At 56.1% G+C, this 21963-nt stretch carries 18 protein-coding genes and 4 tRNA genes; all 22 read right to left on the bottom strand.

Features of this window, described 5'->3' with window-relative positions; all coding sequences use genetic code 11:
* Position 1 precedes the first annotated feature (1 nt).
* The 22 genes from rplC to birA all read right to left on the bottom strand — a co-directional run bounded on the left by rplC (position 2) and on the right by birA (position 21762).
* Entirely contained in the window at positions 2–637 is a 636-nt protein-coding gene (rplC, locus tag FBY03_RS10335; RefSeq protein ID WP_025167725.1) for a 50S ribosomal protein L3, read from the bottom strand.
* 82 nt (positions 638–719) lie between these two features.
* Positions 720–1031, bottom strand: coding sequence for a 30S ribosomal protein S10 (gene rpsJ / locus FBY03_RS10330; protein WP_025167726.1), 312 nt, complete (start codon positions 1029–1031; stop codon positions 720–722).
* Positions 1032–1173: 142 nt separating this feature from the next.
* Positions 1174–2367, bottom strand: a complete 1194-nt coding sequence (gene tuf / locus FBY03_RS10325) for an elongation factor Tu (protein ID WP_147172132.1) — start codon at positions 2365–2367, stop codon at positions 1174–1176.
* 30 nt (positions 2368–2397) lie between these two features.
* The gene (fusA, locus tag FBY03_RS10320; RefSeq protein ID WP_147172130.1) at positions 2398–4500 is read right to left on the bottom strand and encodes an elongation factor G; all 2103 of its coding nucleotides are present in this window, start codon (positions 4498–4500) and stop codon (positions 2398–2400) included.
* A 30-nt stretch (positions 4501–4530) separates the two neighbouring features.
* Positions 4531–5001 (bottom strand): 30S ribosomal protein S7, encoded by a 471-nt coding sequence (gene rpsG / locus FBY03_RS10315; protein WP_003186074.1) that lies wholly within the window; start codon positions 4999–5001, stop codon positions 4531–4533.
* A 115-nt stretch (positions 5002–5116) separates the two neighbouring features.
* Positions 5117–5488 (bottom strand): 30S ribosomal protein S12, encoded by a 372-nt coding sequence (rpsL, locus tag FBY03_RS10310; protein ID WP_003186084.1) that lies wholly within the window; start codon positions 5486–5488, stop codon positions 5117–5119.
* A 158-nt stretch (positions 5489–5646) separates the two neighbouring features.
* Entirely contained in the window at positions 5647–9846 is a 4200-nt protein-coding gene (gene rpoC, locus FBY03_RS10305; protein ID WP_147172128.1) for a DNA-directed RNA polymerase subunit beta', read from the bottom strand.
* Positions 9847–9910: 64 nt separating this feature from the next.
* The gene (gene rpoB / locus FBY03_RS10300; protein WP_147172126.1) at positions 9911–13984 is read right to left on the bottom strand and encodes a DNA-directed RNA polymerase subunit beta; all 4074 of its coding nucleotides are present in this window, start codon (positions 13982–13984) and stop codon (positions 9911–9913) included.
* 221 nt (positions 13985–14205) lie between these two features.
* The gene (gene rplL, locus FBY03_RS10295) at positions 14206–14571 is read right to left on the bottom strand and encodes a 50S ribosomal protein L7/L12 (protein WP_025167731.1); all 366 of its coding nucleotides are present in this window, start codon (positions 14569–14571) and stop codon (positions 14206–14208) included.
* 79 nt (positions 14572–14650) lie between these two features.
* On the bottom strand, positions 14651–15151 hold the full coding sequence (gene rplJ, locus FBY03_RS10290; protein ID WP_147172124.1) for a 50S ribosomal protein L10: 501 nt from the start codon (positions 15149–15151) through the stop codon (positions 14651–14653).
* 196 nt (positions 15152–15347) lie between these two features.
* Positions 15348–16043, bottom strand: coding sequence for a 50S ribosomal protein L1 (rplA, locus tag FBY03_RS10285; RefSeq protein WP_025167733.1), 696 nt, complete (start codon positions 16041–16043; stop codon positions 15348–15350).
* Positions 16043–16474, bottom strand: coding sequence for a 50S ribosomal protein L11 (gene rplK, locus FBY03_RS10280; RefSeq protein ID WP_025167734.1), 432 nt, complete (start codon positions 16472–16474; stop codon positions 16043–16045). Before rplK ends, rplA begins: the two co-directional genes overlap by 1 nt.
* A 117-nt stretch (positions 16475–16591) precedes the next feature.
* Entirely contained in the window at positions 16592–17125 is a 534-nt protein-coding gene (gene nusG / locus FBY03_RS10275) for a transcription termination/antitermination protein NusG (protein ID WP_025167735.1), read from the bottom strand.
* A gap of 9 nt (positions 17126–17134) precedes the next feature.
* Positions 17135–17503, bottom strand: a complete 369-nt coding sequence (secE, locus tag FBY03_RS10270; protein WP_147172122.1) for a preprotein translocase subunit SecE — start codon at positions 17501–17503, stop codon at positions 17135–17137.
* Positions 17504–17546: 43 nt separating this feature from the next.
* Positions 17547–17622 (bottom strand) — tRNA-Trp (locus FBY03_RS10265).
* Positions 17623–17675: 53 nt separating this feature from the next.
* On the bottom strand, positions 17676–18869 hold the full coding sequence (gene tuf, locus FBY03_RS10260) for an elongation factor Tu (protein ID WP_147172120.1): 1194 nt from the start codon (positions 18867–18869) through the stop codon (positions 17676–17678).
* 84 nt (positions 18870–18953) lie between these two features.
* Positions 18954–19029: transfer RNA gene (locus tag FBY03_RS10255), tRNA-Thr, on the bottom strand.
* A gap of 26 nt (positions 19030–19055) precedes the next feature.
* Positions 19056–19129, bottom strand: a tRNA-Gly gene (locus FBY03_RS10250).
* 24 nt (positions 19130–19153) lie between these two features.
* Positions 19154–19238, bottom strand: a tRNA-Tyr gene (locus FBY03_RS10245).
* A gap of 142 nt (positions 19239–19380) precedes the next feature.
* The gene (locus FBY03_RS10240) at positions 19381–20052 is read right to left on the bottom strand and encodes an SPOR domain-containing protein (RefSeq protein WP_147172118.1); all 672 of its coding nucleotides are present in this window, start codon (positions 20050–20052) and stop codon (positions 19381–19383) included.
* Positions 20053–20060: 8 nt separating this feature from the next.
* Positions 20061–20807, bottom strand: coding sequence for a pantothenate kinase (locus tag FBY03_RS10235; protein WP_147172116.1), 747 nt, complete (start codon positions 20805–20807; stop codon positions 20061–20063).
* A complete protein-coding gene (gene birA / locus FBY03_RS10230; RefSeq protein ID WP_147172114.1) occupies positions 20797–21762 on the bottom strand; it encodes a bifunctional biotin--[acetyl-CoA-carboxylase] ligase/biotin operon repressor BirA in 966 nt (321 codons plus the stop codon). Before birA ends, FBY03_RS10235 begins: the two co-directional genes overlap by 11 nt.
* Between the last annotated feature and the right edge of the window lie 201 nt (positions 21763–21963).

The raw sequence follows: 21963 nt of genomic DNA, 5'->3' as shown, positions 1-21963 counted from the left end.
CTTAACCGCGAGCCTTGGCTGCCGGACGCACAACCAAGTTGCCGCCAGTAGCACCAGGAACGGCACCCTTGACCAACAGCAGGTTGCGTTCAGCATCGACGCGCACTACTTCCAGGGACTGCACAGTCACGCGCTCAGCACCCATGTGACCGGACATTTTCTTGCCCTTGAAGACGCGACCCGGAGTTTGGCACTGGCCAATCGAACCCGGAACACGGTGGGACACGGAGTTACCGTGAGTGTTGTCTTGGCCGCGGAAGTTCCAACGCTTGATGGTACCGGCAAAGCCTTTACCCTTGGACTGACCGGTGACATCCACCATTTGCCCAGCTTGGAAAATTTCAGCGTTGATCAGATCGCCGGCCTGGTAATCGCCTTCTGCAAGACGGAACTCCCAAACACCACGACCTGCCGCGACGTTCGCCTTAGCGAAGTGACCGGCCTGAGCCTTGCTGACACGCGAAGCACGACGCTCACCGACAGTAACCTGCACTGCACGATAGCCATCGGTTTCTTCAGTTTTGAACTGGGTGACGCGATTCGGCTCGATCTCAATGACCGTAACCGGAATGGAGACACCTTCTTCGGTGAAAATACGGGTCATCCCGCATTTACGACCGACTACACCAATAGTCATGTTGTAACCTCATGAGTGTACGGGGCTTTCACCCGCTATGGCCGCCCATTTCAGAGCGTTACACGACTAAAACCCCAAGGTTTTAGCCGAGGCTGATCTGCACTTCCACGCCAGCCGCAAGATCGAGCTTCATCAGCGCATCAACGGTTTTATCCGTTGGCTGGACAATGTCCAGAACACGCTTGTGGGTACGAATTTCGAACTGATCCCGCGCGTCTTTGTTGACGTGCGGAGAAGTCAGTACGGTGTACCGCTCCTTGCGGGTAGGCAGAGGAATCGGACCACGCACCTGAGCACCAGTACGTTTCGCGGTTTCCACGATTTCCTGGGTAGATTGATCGATCAGGCGATGATCAAAAGCCTTCAACCGAATACGGATTTGTTGATTTTGCATTTTGACCTCAGATTCCAAGCTGCTATTCCCAACAGGCGCAATACGCCCGTTAAAAGGAGGCGCAATTCTATAGACGGCCCCTATGGGTGTCAACCCAATAAAAAAGCCCCCGCAAGCGGGGGCTCCCCTGCAGATCAATCGATTACTCGATGATCTTGGCAACCACGCCGGCACCAACGGTACGGCCGCCTTCGCGAATCGCGAAACGCAGACCGTCTTCCATGGCGATCGACTTGATCAGGGTAACAACCATTTTCACGTTATCGCCCGGCATTACCATTTCAACGCCTTCCGGCAGTTCGCAGTTACCAGTCACGTCCGTAGTACGGAAGTAGAACTGCGGACGGTAGCCTTTGAAGAACGGAGTGTGGCGGCCGCCTTCTTCTTTGCTCAGCACGTACACTTCAGCTTCGAACTTGGTGTGCGGCTTAACACTACCCGGCTTAGCCAGGATCTGGCCACGCTCTACGTCGTCACGCTTGGTGCCGCGCAGCAGGATACCGCAGTTCTCGCCAGCACGACCTTCGTCGAGCAGCTTGCGGAACATCTCAACACCAGTACAGATGGTCTTGACGGTGTCACGCAGACCCACGATCTCAACTTCTTCCTGAATCTTGATGATGCCGCGCTCGATACGACCGGTTACCACGGTGCCGCGACCGGAAATCGAGAACACGTCCTCAACTGGCATCAGGAACGGCTTGTCGATAACGCGAACCGGATCCGGAATATAGGAGTCCAGGGTCTCGACCAGCTTACGAACGGCACTGGTGCCCATTTCGTTGTCGTCTTGACCGTTCAGCGCCATCAGCGCGGAGCCGATGATGATCGGAGTGTCGTCACCCGGGAAGTCGTAAGCCGACAGCAGGTCACGCACTTCCATCTCAACCAGTTCCAGCAGCTCAGCGTCGTCCACCATGTCAGCCTTGTTCAGGAAGACAACGATGTAAGGAACGCCAACCTGACGGGACAGCAGGATGTGCTCGCGAGTCTGCGGCATCGGGCCGTCAGCAGCGGAGCAAACCAGGATAGCGCCATCCATCTGCGCAGCACCGGTGATCATGTTCTTCACATAATCCGCGTGACCCGGGCAATCAACGTGCGCGTAGTGACGGATGGTGGAGTCATATTCAACGTGGGAAGTGTTGATCGTGATACCACGAGCCTTCTCTTCCGGAGCGCTGTCAATTTGAGCGAAGTCACGAATAGCACCACCGAAAGCCTCAGCGCAGACCTTGGTCAGCGCTGCAGTCAGAGTGGTTTTACCATGGTCAACGTGACCGATAGTGCCAACGTTAACGTGCGGTTTGTTACGTTCAAACTTTTCTTTAGCCACGACAGTGAACCTCTTGCCTAAAGGGCTGAATCAGCCTTGTCTTTTAACGATGGCTTCGACGACATTCGACGGAGCCTCGGAGTATTTGCAGAATTCCATGGAGTAGCTCGCGCGACCCTGAGACATGGAGCGAACGTCGGTCGCATAACCGAACATCTCACCCAACGGAACTTCGGCGCGGATCACCTTGCCGGAAACCGTATCTTCCATGCCCTGGATCAGACCACGACGACGATTCAGGTCACCCATCACGTCACCCATGTAGTCCTCAGGTGTCACCACTTCCACTTTCATGATCGGCTCAAGCACTACTGCGCCGCCCTTCTGGGACAGCTGCTTAGTCGCCATGGAGGCAGCAACCTTGAACGCCATCTCGTTAGAGTCGACGTCATGGTAGGAACCATCGAACACTGTAGCCTTCAGGCCGATGAGCGGATAACCGGCAACAACGCCGTTTTTCATCTGCTCTTCGATGCCCTTCTGAATGGCCGGAATGTATTCCTTCGGAATCACACCACCAACCACTTCATTGACGAACTGCAAGCCTTCCTGACCTTCGTCAGCAGGCGAGAAGCGCACCCAGCAATGACCGAACTGACCACGACCACCGGACTGACGAACGAACTTGCCTTCGATCTCACAGGTCTTCGTGATCTTCTCACGATAGGAAACCTGCGGCTTACCGATGTTGGCTTCGACGTTGAACTCGCGACGCATGCGATCGACCAGGATATCCAGGTGCAACTCGCCCATGCCGGAGATGATTGTCTGGCCAGTTTCTTCATCGGTCTTGACGCGGAAAGACGGATCTTCTTGAGCCAACTTGCCCAAGGCGATGCCCATCTTCTCCTGGTCATCCTTGGTCTTCGGCTCTACAGCTACCGAAATAACCGGCTCCGGGAAGTCCATACGCACGAGGATAATCGGCTTATCAAGCGAACACAGGGTGTCACCAGTAGTGACGTCCTTCATGCCAATCAGGGCCGCGATGTCGCCAGCGCGCACTTCCTTGATCTCTTCACGGGTATTCGCATGCATTTGCACCATACGACCCACGCGCTCTTTCTTGCCCTTGACCGAGTTGATCACGGCATCACCCGAGCTCAATACGCCCGAGTAAACACGCGCAAAGGTCAGGGTGCCCACGAACGGGTCGGTAGCGATTTTAAACGCCAGAGAGGAGAACGGTTCGCTATCGTCGGCGTGACGCTCCATCGCGACGGTTTCGTCATCCGGGTCAGTACCCTTGATCGCAGGGATATCCACTGGCGCCGGCAAGTAATCGATAACCGCATCGAGAACCAGGGGCACACCCTTGTTCTTGAAGGAGGAGCCGCAAACTGCCAGAACGATTTCACCGGCAATAGTGCGCTGACGCAGCGCTGCCTTGATCTCGGCATTGCTCAGCTCTTCGCCTTCGAGATACTTGTTCATCAGCTCTTCGTTGGCTTCGGCCGCAGCCTCAACCATGTTGGAGCGCCACTCCTGAGCGAGCTCCAGCATATCCGCTGGAATTTCTTCCTCGCGCAGAGCCATGCCCTTGTCTTCATCGTTCCAGTAGATAGCCTTCATCTTGATCAGATCGATCTGACCCTGGAAGTTATCTTCTGCTCCGATAGCAAGCTGAATAGGCACCGGAGTATGACCCAGGCGCTGCTTGATCTGCCCGATCACGCGCAGGAAGTTAGCACCGGCGCGGTCCATCTTGTTGACGTAAACAAGACGCGGAACACCGTACTTGTTGGCTTGACGCCATACGGTTTCCGACTGCGGCTCAACACCCGAAGTACCACAGAACACAACCACAGCACCATCGAGCACGCGCAGCGAGCGCTCTACTTCAATGGTGAAGTCAACGTGCCCCGGGGTGTCGATGATGTTGAAGCGGTGCTTTTCAAACTGCTTCTCGGAACCCTGCCAGAAGGCAGTGGTAGCCGCGGAGGTGATAGTGATACCACGCTCCTGCTCCTGCGCCATCCAGTCCATGGTCGCGGCGCCATCATGCACCTCGCCCATCTTGTGGTTGACGCCCGTGTAAAACAAAACCCGCTCCGTGGTCGTGGTCTTGCCGGCATCCACGTGCGCGACAATACCAATGTTACGGTAGCGGTTAATCGGTGTAGTACGAGCCATAAAGCCCTCGCAAATTTAGAAGCGCGTAATTTAGAAGCGGTAGTGCGAGAAGGCCTTGTTGGCTTCTGCCATGCGGTGCACGTCTTCACGCTTCTTAACTGCAGCACCTTTGCCTTCAGCGGCATCCAGCAACTCACCAGCCAAGCGCAGAGCCATGGACTTCTCGCCACGCTTACGGGCGAAATCTACCAGCCAACGCATGGCAAGAGCATTACGACGGGAAGGACGAACTTCGACAGGGACCTGGTAAGTAGCACCACCAACGCGGCGCGACTTCACTTCGACCAGCGGAGCGATGGCGTCGAGAGCTTTCTCGAAGATTTCCAGGGGGTCACTGTTCTTGCGTTCTTTAACTTTATCCAGCGCGCCATAAACAATACGCTCGGCCACGGCTTTTTTGCCGCTTTCCATTACGTGGTTCATGAACTTGGCGAGAATCTGGCTTCCGTATTTCGGATCGTCCAGAATCTCACGTTTGGCTGCTACGCGACGTCTTGGCATTGATAAGCCCTCAAACGGTCTTCAGGTTAGCCCGGGACCCCACCAGAGGTGTCGCCCGACCTTACTCTTATCGACTCAAATAAATAGATAACTGCAACTCAGAGCAAACGACCGATCACTTCGGACGCTTGGTACCGTACTTCGAACGACCCTGGTTACGACCCTTAACACCGGAAGTATCCAAAGAACCGCGTACGGTGTGGTAGCGCACACCCGGAAGGTCTTTTACACGACCGCCACGGATCAGCACCACACTGTGCTCTTGCAGGTTGTGGCCTTCACCGCCGATGTACGAGGAAACCTCGAAACCGTTGGTCAGACGCACACGGCATACTTTACGCAGTGCCGAGTTAGGTTTTTTCGGCGTAGTGGTATACACGCGAGTGCACACACCACGACGCTGCGGGCAGTTCTGCAGCGCAGGCACGTCGGATTTCTCGACGATACGCTTGCGCGGCTGACGTACCAGCTGGTTAATAGTTGCCATCTATAAGCTCCACTGTTGTCTTTCGACGCTATTGCCCTACTAAGGAAAGCAAAATGGCAGGGCGGATGCCCTGCCAAATTTAGGGGTGCATGAGTCTAATGACACTCACAGCCCCAGTCAAGGCCAAGCCCCGCCACCCAAGCAGCGAGGCCGTCCACTCAATTACCGCTGGAGTTCAGCGCTTCGGTCAGTGCGGCTTCGACCTCACTGGCGCTGACACGTACAGGCTGGGCGGCTTCACGCTTGCGCTTGCGCTCGCGGTGATAGGCCAGACCGGTACCGGCCGGGATCAGACGACCCACGACCACGTTCTCCTTCAGACCACGCAGGAAGTCGCGCTTACCGGTAACCGCAGCCTCAGTGAGCACACGAGTGGTCTCCTGGAACGAGGCCGCCGAGATGAACGACTCGGTGGACAACGAGGCCTTGGTGATACCCAGCAGCACGCGAGTGTACTTGGCGATGAACTTGTCATCTGCAGCCAGACGCTCGTTCTCACCCAGCACACCCGTCAACTCCATCTGGTCACCCTTGATGAAGGTGGAGTCTCCCGACTCAGCGATCTCAACCTTGCGCAACATCTGACGCAGGATGGTTTCGATGTGCTTGTCGTTGATCTTCACACCTTGCAGGCGGTAGACGTCCTGAATTTCATTGACGATGTACTTGGCCAGCGCGCTGACACCCAGCAGACGCAGGATATCGTGCGGATCGCTTGGGCCGTCGGAGATAACTTCACCCTTGTTGACCTGCTCACCTTCAAACACGTTCAGGTGGCGCCACTTCGGAATCAGCTCTTCGTACGGATCGCTGCCGTCGGTCGGAGTAATGACCAGACGACGCTTGCCCTTGGTCTCCTTACCGAAGGAAATCGTGCCGCTGATCTCGGCCAGGATCGATGCTTCTTTCGGACGACGCGCTTCGAACAAGTCGGCAACGCGCGGCAGACCACCGGTGATGTCACGGGTCTTTGAGGTTTCCTGCGGGATACGGGCAATAACATCACCCACGCCCACCTGGACACCATCCGCCACACCCACCAAGGCGTTAGCCGGCAGGAAGTACTGCGCCGGTACATCAGTACCCGGCAACAACAAGTCCTTACCATTGGCGTCGACCATCTTCACCGCCGGACGGATGTCCTTGCCAGCCGCTGGACGATCCTTAGGATCCAACACCTCAATGTTGGTCAAACCGGTCAATTCATCGGTCTGACGCTTGATGGTGATGTTCTCCTCCATGCCGACGAAGGTCACGGTACCCTTCATTTCGGTGACGATGGGGTGAGTGTGCGGATCCCACTTGGCCACGATGGCGCCAGCGTCGACCTTGTCGCCTTCCTTCACGGAAATGACCGCACCATACGGCAGCTTGTAGCGCTCACGCTCACGACCGAACTCATCGGCAATCGCCAGTTCACCGGAGCGCGATACCGCGACCAGTGCGCCATCGAGACGCTCGACGTGCTTGAGGTTGTGCAGACGCACCGTGCCACCGTTCTTCACCTGAACGCTGTCTGCAGCGGAAGTCCGGCTAGCCGCACCGCCGATGTGGAACGTACGCATGGTCAGCTGGGTACCCGGCTCACCAATCGACTGGGCAGCAATAACACCGACCGCCTCACCGATATTGATCTGGTGACCACGGGCCAGGTCACGACCGTAGCACTTGGCGCAGATGCCATAACGGGTTTCACAGCTGATCGGCGAGCGCACGATCACTTCGTCGATGCTGTTCAGCTCGATGAACTCAACCCACTGCTCGTCGACCAGCGTACCGGCTGGAACCAGCACCTCGTCTCCGCCTGGCTTGACCACGTCACGGGCGATGACTCGGCCCAGTACGCGCTCACCCAACGGCTCGACCACATCACCGCCTTCGATGTGCGGCGTCATTAGCAGACCGTGCTCGGTACCGCAATCGATCGCGGTAACCACCAGATCCTGGGCCACGTCGACCAAACGACGGGTCAGGTAACCGGAGTTCGCAGTCTTCAGTGCAGTATCCGCCAAACCTTTACGAGCACCGTGAGTCGAGATGAAGTACTGCAGTACCGACAGACCTTCACGGAAGTTCGCGGTGATCGGCGTTTCGATGATCGAGCCGTCCGGCTTGGCCATCAGACCACGCATACCGGCGAGCTGACGGATCTGCGCAGCAGAACCCCGCGCACCGGAGTCGGCCATCATGTACATGGAGTTGAAGGACTCTTGATCGACAGTCTTGCCTTCGCGATCGACTACCTTCTCTTTCGAGAGGTTGGCCATCATCGCCTTGGATACTTCGTCGTTGGCCTTCGACCACAGGTCGATTACTTTGTTGTACTTCTCGCCCTGGGTTACCAGGCCGGAAGCGTACTGGCTTTCGATCTCTTTAACTTCTTCGGTGGCGGATTCGATGATGCGCGCCTTCTCATCCGGGATGACGAAGTCGTTCACGCCGATCGATACACCAGAGATGGTCGAATAAGCGAAACCGGTATACATCAACTGGTCCGCGAAGATCACCGTGTCTTTCAAGCCAACGGTGCGGTAGCACTGGTTGATCAGCTTGGAGATCGCCTTCTTCTTCATCGACTGGTTGACCACGTCATAGGACAGGCCATCCGGCACGATCTGGAACAGCAGCGCACGGCCGACAGTGGTGTCGACGATACGGGTGTTCTTGGTGATGCTGCCGTCGCGGTCCTTGATCACTTCGTTGATGCGCACTTTAACGCGCGCATGCAGCGAGGCTTCGCCACCACGGAACACCCGGTCGACTTCCTGCAGGTCGGCGAATACGCGACCTTCGCCCTTGGCGTTGATCGCTTCGCGGGTCATGTAGTACAGACCCAGCACCACGTCCTGGGACGGTACGATGATCGGCTCACCGTTGGCAGGCGAGAGGATGTTGTTGGTCGACATCATCAACGCGCGCGCTTCCAGCTGGGCTTCCAGCGTCAGCGGCACGTGCACGGCCATCTGGTCACCGTCGAAGTCGGCGTTGTACGCGGCGCAGACCAGCGGGTGCAGCTGAATCGCCTTACCTTCGATCAGAACCGGTTCAAACGCCTGGATACCCAGACGGTGCAGGGTCGGCGCACGGTTGAGTAGTACCGGGTGTTCGCGAATCACTTCGGCGAGAACGTCCCACACCTCAGGCAGTTCGCGCTCGACCATCTTCTTCGCGGCCTTGATGGTGGTCGCCAGACCACGCATTTCCAGCTTGCCGAAGATGAACGGCTTGAACAGCTCGAGGGCCATCTTCTTCGGCAGACCGCACTGGTGCAGACGCAGGGTCGGACCCACGGTAATTACCGAACGACCGGAGTAGTCCACGCGCTTACCGAGCAGGTTCTGCCGGAAGCGACCTTGCTTACCCTTGATCATGTCAGCCAGCGACTTCAGCGGACGCTTGTTCGAGCCAGTGATGGCGCGACCACGACGGCCGTTGTCGAGCAGGGCGTCAACCGACTCCTGCAGCATGCGCTTTTCGTTGCGCACGATGATGTCCGGCGCAGACAGGTCGAGCAGACGCTTCAGACGATTGTTACGGTTGATCACCCGACGGTACAGGTCGTTCAGGTCGGAGGTCGCAAAACGACCGCCATCCAGCGGAACCAACGGACGCAGATCCGGCGGCAGAACCGGCAGCACGGTCAGCACCATCCACTCAGGCAGGTTGCCCGAGCCGAGGAAGGCTTCCATCAGTTTCAAGCGCTTGGACAGCTTCTTGATCTTGGTTTCCGAGTTGGTCTGCGGAATTTCTTCGCGCAGGCGGCCAATCTCGTGCTCCAGATCGATGGCGTGCAGCAGCTCGCGCACAGCTTCGGCGCCCATACGGGCATCGAAGTCATCGCCAAACTCTTCGAGAGCCTCGAAGTACTGCTCGTCGTTCAGCAGCTGACCTTTTTCCAGCGTGGTCATGCCCGGATCGATTACCACGTAGCTCTCAAAATAGAGCACGCGCTCGATATCACGCAGGGTCATATCCATCAGCAGGCCGATACGGCTCGGCAGCGACTTGAGGAACCAGATGTGCGCGACTGGCGAAGCCAGTTCGATGTGCGCCATGCGCTCGCGACGGACCTTGGCCAGCGCGACTTCAACGCCGCACTTCTCGCAGATCACACCACGGTGCTTCAAGCGCTTGTACTTACCGCACAGGCACTCGTAATCTTTTACCGGGCCAAAGATTTTGGCGCAGAACAGGCCGTCACGCTCAGGCTTGAACGTACGGTAGTTGATGGTTTCCGGCTTTTTAACTTCGCCGAACGACCACGAACGGATCATCTCAGGCGAGGCCAACCCAATACGGATGGCGTCGAACTCTTCGACTTGACCCTGGTTTTTCAGCAAATTCAGTAGGTCTTTCAAGGCCTTTCCTCCTGGCGGAGCTGGCAGTGGAGCAAAGCGCTCCACTGCCGATTCGCGTCACGTGTTATTCGGTTTCCAGATCGATATCGATACCGAGCGAACGGATCTCTTTGATCAGTACGTTGAAGGACTCAGGCATGCCTGGCTCCATACGGTGATCACCGTCCACGATGTTTTTGTACATCTTGGTACGTCCATTCACATCGTCCGACTTCACGGTCAGCATTTCCTGCAGGGTGTAGGCGGCGCCGTAGGCTTCCAGAGCCCACACCTCCATCTCACCGAAGCGCTGACCACCGAACTGCGCCTTACCACCCAGCGGCTGCTGAGTAACCAGGCTGTAGGAACCCGTTGAACGCGCGTGCATCTTGTCGTCCACCAGGTGGTTCAATTTCAGCATGTACATGTAGCCAACGGTAGTCGGCCGCTCGAACAGGTTGCCAGTACGACCGTCGACCAACTGCATCTGGCCGCTCTCAGGCAGATCAGCCAGCTTGAGCATGGCCTTGATCTCGCTTTCCTTGGCACCATCGAATACCGGAGTGGCCATCGGCACACCGCCACGCAGGTTTTTCGCCAAGTCGAGGATTTCCTGATCGCTCAGCTCATCCAGACTCTCTTGACGACCGCCGATCTCGTTGTAGATCTGCTGCATGAACTTGCGCAGCTCGGCGACCTTGCGCTGCTCTTCGAGCATGCGGTTGATCTTCTCGCCCAGGCCCTTGGCTGCAAGGCCCAGGTGGGTTTCGAGGATCTGCCCGACGTTCATCCGCGACGGTACGCCCAGCGGGTTGAGGACGATATCGACCGGTGTGCCATTGGCATCGTGCGGCATGTCTTCAACCGGCATGATCACCGAGACCACACCCTTGTTACCGTGACGACCGGCCATCTTGTCACCCGGCTGGATGCGACGACGAATAGCCAGGTAGACCTTGACGATTTTCAGCACGCCCGGCGCCAGATCGTCGCCCTGCTGCAGCTTGCGTTTCTTGTCTTCGAACTTGTCGTCGAGCAACTGACGGCGATCGGAAATATAGGCCTGCGCCTTTTCCAACTGCTCGTTCAACGCGTCATCCGCCATGCGCAGCTTGAACCACTGACCGCGCTCGAAGCCGTCGAGGAACTCATCGGTGATCTCTGCGCCTTTTTTCAGGCCAGCACCACCTTCGACCTTCTTGCCGACCAGAGCTGCACGCAGACGCTCGAAGGTTGCACCTTCGACAATGCGGAACTCTTCGTTCAGATCCTTGCGAATCTCGTCGAGCTGCATCTTTTCGATGGCCAGTGCACGAGCATCACGCTCGACACCATCACGGGTGAAGACCTGGACGTCGATGACCGTACCCTTGGTGCCAGTTGGCACGCGCAGGGAGGTGTCCTTAACGTCGCTGGCCTTCTCACCGAAGATCGCACGCAACAGCTTCTCTTCCGGCGTCAGCTGGGTCTCGCCTTTCGGGGTGACCTTACCAACCAGAATGTCGCCCGGGCCGACTTCGGCGCCGACATACACGATGCCCGCTTCGTCCAGCTTATTCAGCGCAGCTTCACCGACGTTCGGGATATCCGCAGTAATCTCTTCGGAGCCGAGCTTAGTGTCACGCGACACGCAAGTCAGTTCCTGGATGTGGATAGTGGTGAAGCGATCTTCTTGAACCACGCGCTCAGACAGGCAGATGGAGTCTTCGAAGTTGAAACCGTTCCACGGCATGAACGCCACGCGCATGTTCTGACCCAATGCCAGCTCACCCATATCGGTGGACGGGCCGTCAGCCAGAATATCGGTACGCGCAACCTTGTCACCCTTGCGCACCAGCGGACGCTGGTTGATGCAGGTGTTCTGGTTGGAGCGGGTGTACTTGGTCAGGTTATAGATGTCGACACCGGCTTCACCGGTTTCAACTTCGTCATCATTAACCCGAACCACGACACGACTGGCATCGACCGAATCGATCACGCCACCGCGACGAGCAACCACACAAACGCCGGAGTCGCGTGCCACGTTGCGCTCCATGCCAGTACCCACCAGCGGCTTATCGGCGCGCAGGGTTGGCACAGCCTGACGCTGCATGTTCGAGCCCATCAACGCCCGGTTGGCGTCGTCGTGCTCAAGGAACGGGATCAGCGAAGCCGCAACGGAAACCACCTGCTTGGGCGATACGTCCATCAGGGTGACGTCTTCCGGCGCCTTCACGGTAAATTCGTTCTGGTGACGTACAGCCACCAACTCATCCACCAGATGACCTTGTTCGTTCATCATCGCCGATGCCTGGGCGATGACGTGGTCGGCCTCTTCAATCGCAGAGAGGAACACGATCTCGTCGGTCACCAGGGTGTCTTTCACCACGCGGTACGGGCTCTCGAGGAAGCCGTACTTGTTGGTGCGCGCATAGGCGGCCAAGGAGTTGATCAGACCAATGTTCGGACCTTCAGGCGTTTCAATCGGGCACACGCGGCCGTAATGGGTCGGGTGTACGTCACGCACTTCGAAGCCGGCACGCTCACGAGTCAGACCGCCCGGGCCGAGTGCGGAGACACGGCGCTTGTGGGTGATCTCGGAGAGCGGGTTGTTCTGGTCCATGAACTGCGACAGCTGGCTGGAACCGAAGAACTCCTTCACCGCCGCGGCCACTGGCTTGGCGTTGATCAGGTCCTGCGGCATCAAGCCTTCGCTTTCAGCCATCGACAGACGCTCTTTGACCGCGCGCTCAACACGCACCAGGCCCACACGGAACTGGTTCTCAGCCATTTCGCCAACGCAACGTACGCGACGGTTACCCAAATGGTCGATGTCGTCGACGATGCCTTTACCGTTGCGAATATCGACCAGAGTCTTCAACACCTCGACGATATCTTCTTTGCTCAACACGCCCGAACCTTCGATCTCGGTGCGACCGATACGACGGTTGAACTTCATCCGGCCTACGGCAGACAGGTCGTAGCGCTCGGCACTGAAGAACAGGTTGTTGAACAGCGTCTCGGCAGCATCCTTGGTCGGCGGCTCGCCGGGACGCATCATGCGGTAGATCTCGACCAACGCTTCCAGCTGATTGGTGGTGGAGTCAATCTTCAGGGTATCGGAGATGAACGGACCACAATCGATATCGTTGGTGTACAAGGTTTCCAGTCGCACAACCTGAGCCTTGGCAACCTGCACCAGGATCTCAGCGGTCAACTCGGTGTTGCATTCGGCAATGATCTCGCCGGTAGCCGGGTGCACGATTGCCTTGGCCGTGGTGCGGCCAATCAGGTAATCGAGCGGCACTTCCAGCTCTTTGATGCCAGCCTTGTCCAGCTGATTTACGTGACGCGCAGTGATACGGCGACCCTGCTCAACGATGACCTTGCCGTTTTCATCCTTAATATCCAGGACGGCAACTTCACCACGCAGACGCTGCGGCACCAACTCCAGGTTCAGGCTCTCGCCCTTCACGTGGAAGATGTTGGTGGAATAGAACGCGTCGAGCACTTCCTCAGTGCTGTAACCCAGCGCACGCAGCAGCACCGAGGCCGGCAGCTTGCGACGGCGGTCGATACGCACGAACACGGCGTCCTTCGGATCGAACTCGAAGTCCAGCCAAGAGCCGCGGTACGGAATCACCCGAGCGGAATACAGCAACTTACCGGAGCTGTGGGTCTTGCCACGGTCGTGGTCGAAGAACACGCCCGGCGAACGGTGCAACTGGGAAACGATGACGCGCTCGGTACCGTTGATTACGAAAGTACCGTTCTCAGTCATCAGGGGGATTTCCCCCATGTACACTTCTTGCTCTTTAATGTCTTTGATCGCTTTGTTCGACGATTCTTTGTCGAAAATGATCAAACGGACTTTTACCCGCAGCGGCACGGCAAAAGTCACGCCGCGTAGCACGCATTCCTTGACGTCAAATGCCGGCTCGCCCAGGCGATAACCGACATATTCCAGAGCAGCGTTGCCGGAATAGCTGATAATCGGGAAAACGGATTTGAAGGCCGCATGCAGGCCGATGTCACGAAACTGATCCTTGGTCGCTCCCGCCTGCAGGAATTCGCGATACGAATCCAGCTGGATGGCCAGGAGATAAGGCACATCCATGACATCCGGCAACTTGCTAAAGTCCTTACGGATACGTTTTTTCTCAGTATATGAGTAAGCCATCAGCGTTCCCCAGCTTGGTCACCTGCTTATTTGGCCTCTCCGACGGGAGCAGCCAGAAACTCTTGCAAACCCTTTGGTTTGCGCCACCACACAGGGTGGGTTTATTCCCGATCAAGGCCAGCCAACGATTAGCCGACCTAGAACGGAAAAAGGCCGGTGGCAAAAGCCACCAGCCATCAGCCTTATGCGAGTCGCTTAGGCTGTTGACGCAAGGTCGTCGCTTACTTGAGCTCGACTTTAGCGCCAGCTTCTTCCAGAGCCTTTTTAGCGGCTTCGGCTTCGTCCTTCGAAACGCCTTCCTTAACAACGCCAGGAGCGCTGTCAACGACTGCCTTGGCTTCTTTCAAGCCCAGACCAGTCAGCTCACGAACAGCCTTGATGACGTTTACTTTCTTCTCGCCAGCTTCCAGCAGCATGACGTTGAACTCGGTCTGCTCTTCAGCAACAGCGGCAACGGCAGCAGCCGGGCCAGCAGCAGCAGCGGCAGTCACACCGAACTTCTCTTCCATTGCCTTGATCAGTTCAACAACCTGCATCACGGACATGTCGGAAACGGCGTTGATGATGTCTTCGTTAGTCAGAGCCATGACTCTAATTTCCTGTATTGGGGGACAGCCTTCACGGCCATCAAATTAAACAAATAAGATTGAAAGACTCTGCGCACCCTTAGGCTGCGACAGCTTCCTTCTGGTCGCGAACAGCTGCCAATGTACGAACGAACTTGCTGGTAGCGCCTTGCATCACGCTCATCAGCTGAGAAATAGCTTCGTTGTAGGTCGGCAGAGTTGCCAGTACGTCGATCTGATTGGCTGCGAGGAACTGCCCCTCGAACGCAGCTGCCTTGATCTCGAACTTGTCCTGACCCTTGGAGAACTCCTTGAAAATACGGGCAGCAGCGCCCGGATGTTCATTGGAGAACGCAATCAGGGTCGGGCCTTTGAACACGTCGTTGAGAACTTCAAAGGAAGTACCCTCAACGGCGCGGCGCAGCAGGGTGTTACGCACGACTTTCACGTACACACCAGATGCGCGGGCCTCTTTACGGAGTCCGGTCATTGCAGACACGGTCACGCCGCGGGCATCAGCCACGACAGCGGACAGGGCAGCTTTGGCAGCCTCGTTGACTTCAGCGACGATGGCCTTCTTGTCTTCGAGTTTAATTGCCACGGGTTTACTCCTGGATGTTACCGTTTCGTCCCACCGAAGTAGGACGGCGTTTTGGTGTCTGATTCGGTAAGAATCGGGAGCACCATCTGCGTAGGCTTGCGGTTTAAGGCTTGCGCCCCCTACGGTCTTGGATAGCCCCCGCCAGGCAGGGACCCCAATTTTTCAGGCTGACGGCGTTGCTTCCGTCAGCCAAATGTTATGCGTCTAGCGAAGCCTGATCGATAATCAGACCAGGGCCCATAGTGGTGCTCAGGGTCACACGCTTGACGTAAATGCCTTTCGAAGTCGACGGCTTCAAACGCTTCAGATCGGCGATCAGCGCTTCGACGTTTTGCTTCAGCTTGTCAGCGTCGAAGCCAACCTTGCCCACGGAACCGTGAATGATACCGTTCTTGTCAGTACGGAAGCGTACTTGACCGGCCTTGGCGTTCTTAACCGCAGTCGCAACGTCAGGCGTCACAGTACCTACTTTCGGGTTCGGCATCAGACCACGAGGACCCAGGATCTGGCCCAACTGACCGACAACACGCATCGCATCTGGAGAAGCGATCACTACGTCATAGTTCAGATCGCCGCCTTTCATTTCGGCAGCCAGGTCATCCATACCAACGCGATCCGCGCCGGCAGCCAAGGCAGCTTCAGCAGCAGGACCCTGAGTGAACACAGCAACGCGAACGCTTTTACCGGAGCCATTCGGCAGCACGGTGGCGCCACGCACGACCTGATCGGATTTACGCGGGTCAACGCCCAGGTTCACGGCAACATCAACAGATTCCGAGAACTTGACAACCGACAACTCAGCCAGCAGAGCGGCGGCTTCTGCGAAGTTGTAAGCCTTACCAGCTTCAACTTTTTCCGCGATTGCCTTTTGACGCTTAGTCAACTTAGCCATTACACACCCTCCACGTTCAGGCCCATGCTACGAGCGGAGCCGGCGATCGTACGCACGGCAGCGTCCATATCAGCGGCAGTCAGATCAGCCTGCTTGGTCTTGGCGATTTCTTCCAACTGAGCGCGAGTCACAGTGCCAACCTTGACGGTGTTCGGACGCGCGGAACCACTGGTCAAGCCAGCAGCCTTCTTCAGAAGCACGGAGGCCGGGGTGCTTTTGGTTTCAAACGTGAAGCTGCGGTCACTGTAAACAGTGATGATCACGGGAGTCGGCAGACCAGGTTCCATGCCCTGCGTCTTGGCGTTGAACGCCTTGCAGAATTCCATGATATTCACACCGTGCTGACCCAGAGCCGGACCAACGGGTGGTGACGGATTGGCCTGCGCAGCCTTTACTTGCAGCTTGATATAAGCCGTTATCTTCTTAGCCATGAGCTACTCCAGTTACGGGTTTTAACGCCTTTCGGCTCCCCGGTTATTCACGCGTTTATCCCAGTGACGACAAAACCCCACAGCCTACGGCTGCGGGGTATGGGATGCTTGTGTCAGTTACGCCTTCTCGACCTGACTAAACTCCAGCTCGACCGGTGTCGAACGACCAAAAATGGTCACCGCCACCTGAATCCGGCTCTTCTCGTAATTCACTTCTTCAACAACACCACTGAAGTCCGCAAACGGGCCATCAGTCACTCGAACCATCTCGCCCGGCTCAAACAGCGTCTTCGGTTTCGGCTTGTCGCCACTATCAGCAACACGACGCAGAATCGCCTCAGCTTCCTTATCGGTAATAGGCGCTGGCTTAGCGGCCGTACCACCAATAAAGCCCATGACGCGAGGAGTATCCTTGACCAAATGCCAAGTACCCTCGTTCATATCCATCTGCACCAGGACATAACCGGGAAAGAATTTGCGCTCGCTTTTGCGCTTCTGACCGTTCCGCATTTCTACCACTTCTTCGGTAGGAACCAGAATCTCGCCAAACCCATCTTCCATACCTGCGAACTTCACACGCTCGATCAACGAGCGCATAACATGCTTCTCGTAACCCGAGTAAGCATGCACAACGTACCAACGCTTAGCCACGGGACACCTTCAACCGACAATCAACGAAACAAGCCAACCAAGCAGGGAATCTAGCCCCCACAACAACAACGCCATAACCAGAACAACAGCCACTACAATCAACGTGGTCTGAGTGGTTTCTTGGCGAGTCGGCCAAACGACCTTACGAATTTCAACGCGCGCCTCTTTTGCCAGCACGAAAAAGGCCTGCCCCCTCGTCGTCTGCAGGGCGACAAGCCCAGCCACAACGGCGATCACCAGCAACGCCAATACGCGGTACAGAATCGGCTCGGCAGAAAAGTACTGATTACCGACCACACCCACGACCACCAAAGCAGCACTGAGCAGCCACTTAATCAGGTCAAAGCGAGAGTCTTTGACTTCAGCCTTAGCATTCATTTACGAGGATCCTGTGAAAGACACGCCAAATTCGTTAAGAAAATGGCAGGTCAGGAGGGAATCGAACCCCCAACCTGCGGTTTTGGAGACCGCCGCTCTGCCAATTGAGCTACTGACCTAAAACAAAATCAGGCCGACCATTATGCCGGCCTGACAGGGACAGATCAACCGATTACTCGACGATCTTAGCAACCACACCCGCACCAACGGTACGACCACCTTCGCGAATTGCGAAACGCAGACCATCTTCCATGGCGATAGGAGCGATCAGGGTGACAACCATCTTGACGTTGTCTCCCGGCATTACCATTTCAACGCCTTCCGGCAGCTCGCAGTTACCAGTCACATCCGTAGTACGGAAGTAGAACTGCGGGCGATAGCCCTTGAAGAAAGGAGTGTGACGACCACCCTCATCTTTCGACAGAACGTACACTTCGCCCTCGAACTTAGTGTGCGGCTTGATCGTGCCCGGCTTAGCCAGCACCTGACCGCGCTCTACGTCGTCGCGCTTGGTGCCACGCAACAGCACACCAACGTTCTCACCCGCACGCCCCTCGTCGAGCAACTTACGAAACATCTCCACACCAGTACAAATGGTCTTAGTGGTATCACGAATACCAACAATTTCCACTTCCTCCTGGATGCGCACAATGCCGCGCTCCACCCGACCAGTTACCACGGTACCCCGACCGGAAATCGAGAACACGTCCTCAATCGGCATCAGGAATGGCTTATCGATAGCACGCTCAGGCTCAGGAATGTAAGCATCCAGAGTCTCAACCAACTTACGAACGGCACTAGTACCCATCTCATTGTCATCTTGACCGTTCAGCGCCATCAGCGCAGAACCGATAATGATCGGCGTATCGTCACCCGGGAAGTCGTAGGTCGACAGCAGATCACGCACCTCCATCTCAACCAGCTCCAGCAGCTCAGCGTCATCCACCATGTCAGCCTTGTTCAGGAAGACAACGATGTAAGGAACGCCAACCTGGCGGGACAGCAGGATGTGCTCGCGAGTCTGCGGCATCGGGCCATCAGCAGCAGAGCAAACCAGGATAGCGCCATCCATCTGCGCAGCACCGGTAATCATATTTTTCACATAATCCGCATGACCCGGGCAGTCAACGTGTGCGTAGTGACGAACAGAGGAGTCATACTCAACATGAGAGGTATTAATGGTAATACCACGTGCTTTTTCTTCTGGAGCATTGTCGATCTGAGAGAAATCGCGAGCAGCACCACCCCATGTATCAGCACAAACTCTGGTTAGCGCCGCAGTCAGAGTAGTCTTGCCATGGTCAACGTGACCGATTGTGCCAACATTGAGGTGCGGCTTCTTACGTTCAAATTTCTCTTTAGCCATCTCGACCATCTCCCAGCAAAGAATTGAGCAAGTCGTACCGCCATTAAAATAAAGGCAGATACTCGCATATCTGCCTTTATTAAATGGAGCTCATGAGCGGATTTGAACCGCTGACCTCACCCTTACCAAGGGTGTGCTCTACCAGCTGAGCTACATGAGCGAAACACATTGCGCAAACAACAAACCTGGAGCGGGTAGCGGGAATCGAACCCGCATCATCAGCTTGGAAGGCTGAGGTTCTACCACTGAACTATACCCGCAGAGCCTGTTGTTCACGTCGAATTTGGTGGAGGGAGAAGGATTCGAACCTTCGAAGTCGATGACGTCAGATTTACAGTCTGATCCCTTTGGCCGCTCGGGAATCCCTCCAAAAGGAGGCGGCATTCTCTTTAGAAGCCACCCTACTGTCAAGCATTTTCTCATTAAAAACCTGAGGTTAGCTGCATTGACAGCCGCTTAACAGATTCACCAGTTGGCGCCACCCTGCGAAGCGGGCGCCATTCTATTCAATCTAACGCGGCGTTGCAATGCTTTCACACGGCATTAATTGATGCTGTAAGCCCTTGAAGTCCAAGACCAAACGTTGCAGGAGGGCATCGCCAGCCAAATGGCGGCTCCCTGGAGCAATACGCACCCAATAACTACGGTGTGCACGCGACAACCCCCTCAGCAAAGGGTCATAGCCAGCATCCCGCAGGCGCTGCATGACACTTTCCGCCGAATCATGGCGAGGAAATATCCCGAGCGATATTCCGTTGGCTAAATCGCCTTGAGTAATGATGTAACTATCGATCTTGCGAGCCTGTAATTCTTTCAACTGCCGCAATGAGGCCTGCCGCGAAGCCAAGGGCGCCAAATACACCCAATAATCGCTTCCAGCGGCCACATCGACCGGCTGCACATGCGAACGAATATCCAAACTAATAAGCCGCTGTTCAACTTCGGCTGCCGATGCCTCCTGCTCAAAACTCCCCAGGAAAAGACAAACCGCTTCAGGCTTACTCTCTACCGGAGCCTCACGCGACACCGGCTCCTCAGACTCACTCACCAAGCGAATAGCGTGCTTGCCCTCCCGAAGCATTGAAAGAGGCGCTACCTCTTTGACTTGCAACGGAGCCTGCTGCTGATGCCAAACGTAATAGAACAAATTCAGCACAACCAACAACAAAAACAACCAACGCATGCATAACCTCAATCAAGCGGGCAGGCCATAGCCAAGCCAATGAACACCAAATCCGGCATGACTCGAGCACCGGGGATCATGCCGACTACCAGGGAAGCATCTCCTCCTGTGAGAAAAATCTCAAAAGACTCCCCCAGACATTCGCGCGCCAAATCCAGCTGAGTATGAACAAACCCCTGCAACATCAAGGAGCAGCCACGCTCAACCGCCTCGGCCGTTGATCGCCCGGGCGACAAACTCTGCAGCGCGCGCTCCGCAACAACATCGTCGTAACGAATTCGCCGCGTATGAGTACGTAGCTGGTTGCGCATCAGTGGCACTCCAGGGCAAATGAACCCGCCAAGGTGGTTCGCATCAGCGTCAACAAAATCGGAGGTCACCGCCGTACCAAGATCGAGCACTAAGCACGCGTGACGCGCCTGGTGGTACGCACCCACAAGCGCCAACCAACGATCCAAGCCAAGACGCTCATATTCCTCATATCCGTTTCGCACCCCAGCCAGCTCAGCCGCTGGTTGCGCACAGACGCATCGAATAGAAAACGCCTGCTCCAGCGCATCAACCAGGCGCGACGTTTCTTGATCAGTTCGCACACTCACTAAACGACAAGCGCGCACCGCAACGGACTGTCGCCGGACCGCCTGCACAAGCTCCTCATCGGAGCCAACAACGCCTCCGCCGCAAACTTTTGAGTCGCGCCCCAAAACCAGCCGCCACTTAATAAAGCTGTTCCCGCAATCCAGCTCAAGAATCATCATGCAACCTTAAACTGAGTTCTCCGCCACTAAAGCTTCGCTCATTGCCATCCACTTCCAGGCGAATAGCACCTGTGCGGTCAACGCCTAACACTACACCTGTTATGGACTGAGAACCTGCCGTCAACACAACCGCTCGACCTTGCCAAACATGGTGCTCTTGCCACTCCGCCAGCAACGCACTGAACCCCAGCCTCTGATGAATTTCCAGATACCTACACAATTGCCGATTCAGCTCACAAACCAATTCATTTCGATCAACCAAACCACCCAACCCTTCACACATAGACGTCCACGGCTGATCGATCACAATATTGTCGGCAGCCCGCATATTCACATTGACGCCAATACCTATCACCACGTGGCAAATATCTTCTGGGTCGCCCGACAACTCCGAGAGTATCCCAGCTATCTTGCGACCATTGACCAGTAAATCATTGGGCCACTTCAACCCGACGCCAGTCACACCAGCAGCACGTATTGCATTCAGCAGAGCCAACCCCACCACCAAGCTCAGCCCCTCGACCTGGCGCATTCCACCGTCGATTCGGAGCATCAAGCTGTAATACAGATTTTCCGCGAACGGGCTAACCCAATTACGCCCACGACGACCACGCCCCGCAGTTTGACGCTCCGCTAGCACAACAAAAGGCGGCTCCTGCCGAGTACCTAAACGCCGCAGGGCCTCCGCATTGGTCGAGTCAACGGATTGCAAAATACTTATAGGCCAAGCAGAAGAGGCCGAGCAGCTACTCAATACACCCTCATCCAGCAAACAGAGCGGACCCGCCAAACGGTAGCCGCGACCACGCACCTTATGGATAGGCAACGCTAACTCAGTCTCCAGGTGGCGCAACTGCTTCCATATTGCGGACCTACTAATGCCCAAGGCAGCACCAAGCGCTTCACCTGAATGAAAACGGCCATCTTGCAGAAGCTTTAATAAGGGCAGCATGCTGTTCCTATCGAGCAATGAGGCACGCATGATAGCGACGCCCTACTCACTTGCCTACCGAGGCTCTGCGAGTATTTTCGCGCACAAAGACAAACCCCCAACCGGTGCAAGCCGATTGGGGGTTTGGTGTTAGGCGCTTGACGATGACCTACTCTCACATGGGGAAACCCCACACTACCATCGGCGATGCATCGTTTCACT

Origin of the sequence: Pseudomonas sp. SJZ079 (genome assembly GCF_007993865.1) — a bacterium.
Classification (GTDB): Bacteria; Pseudomonadota; Gammaproteobacteria; order Pseudomonadales; family Pseudomonadaceae; genus Aquipseudomonas.
The sequence above is the reverse complement of the archived record's forward strand: the minus strand, read 5'-3'. Positions and strand labels throughout refer to the sequence as shown.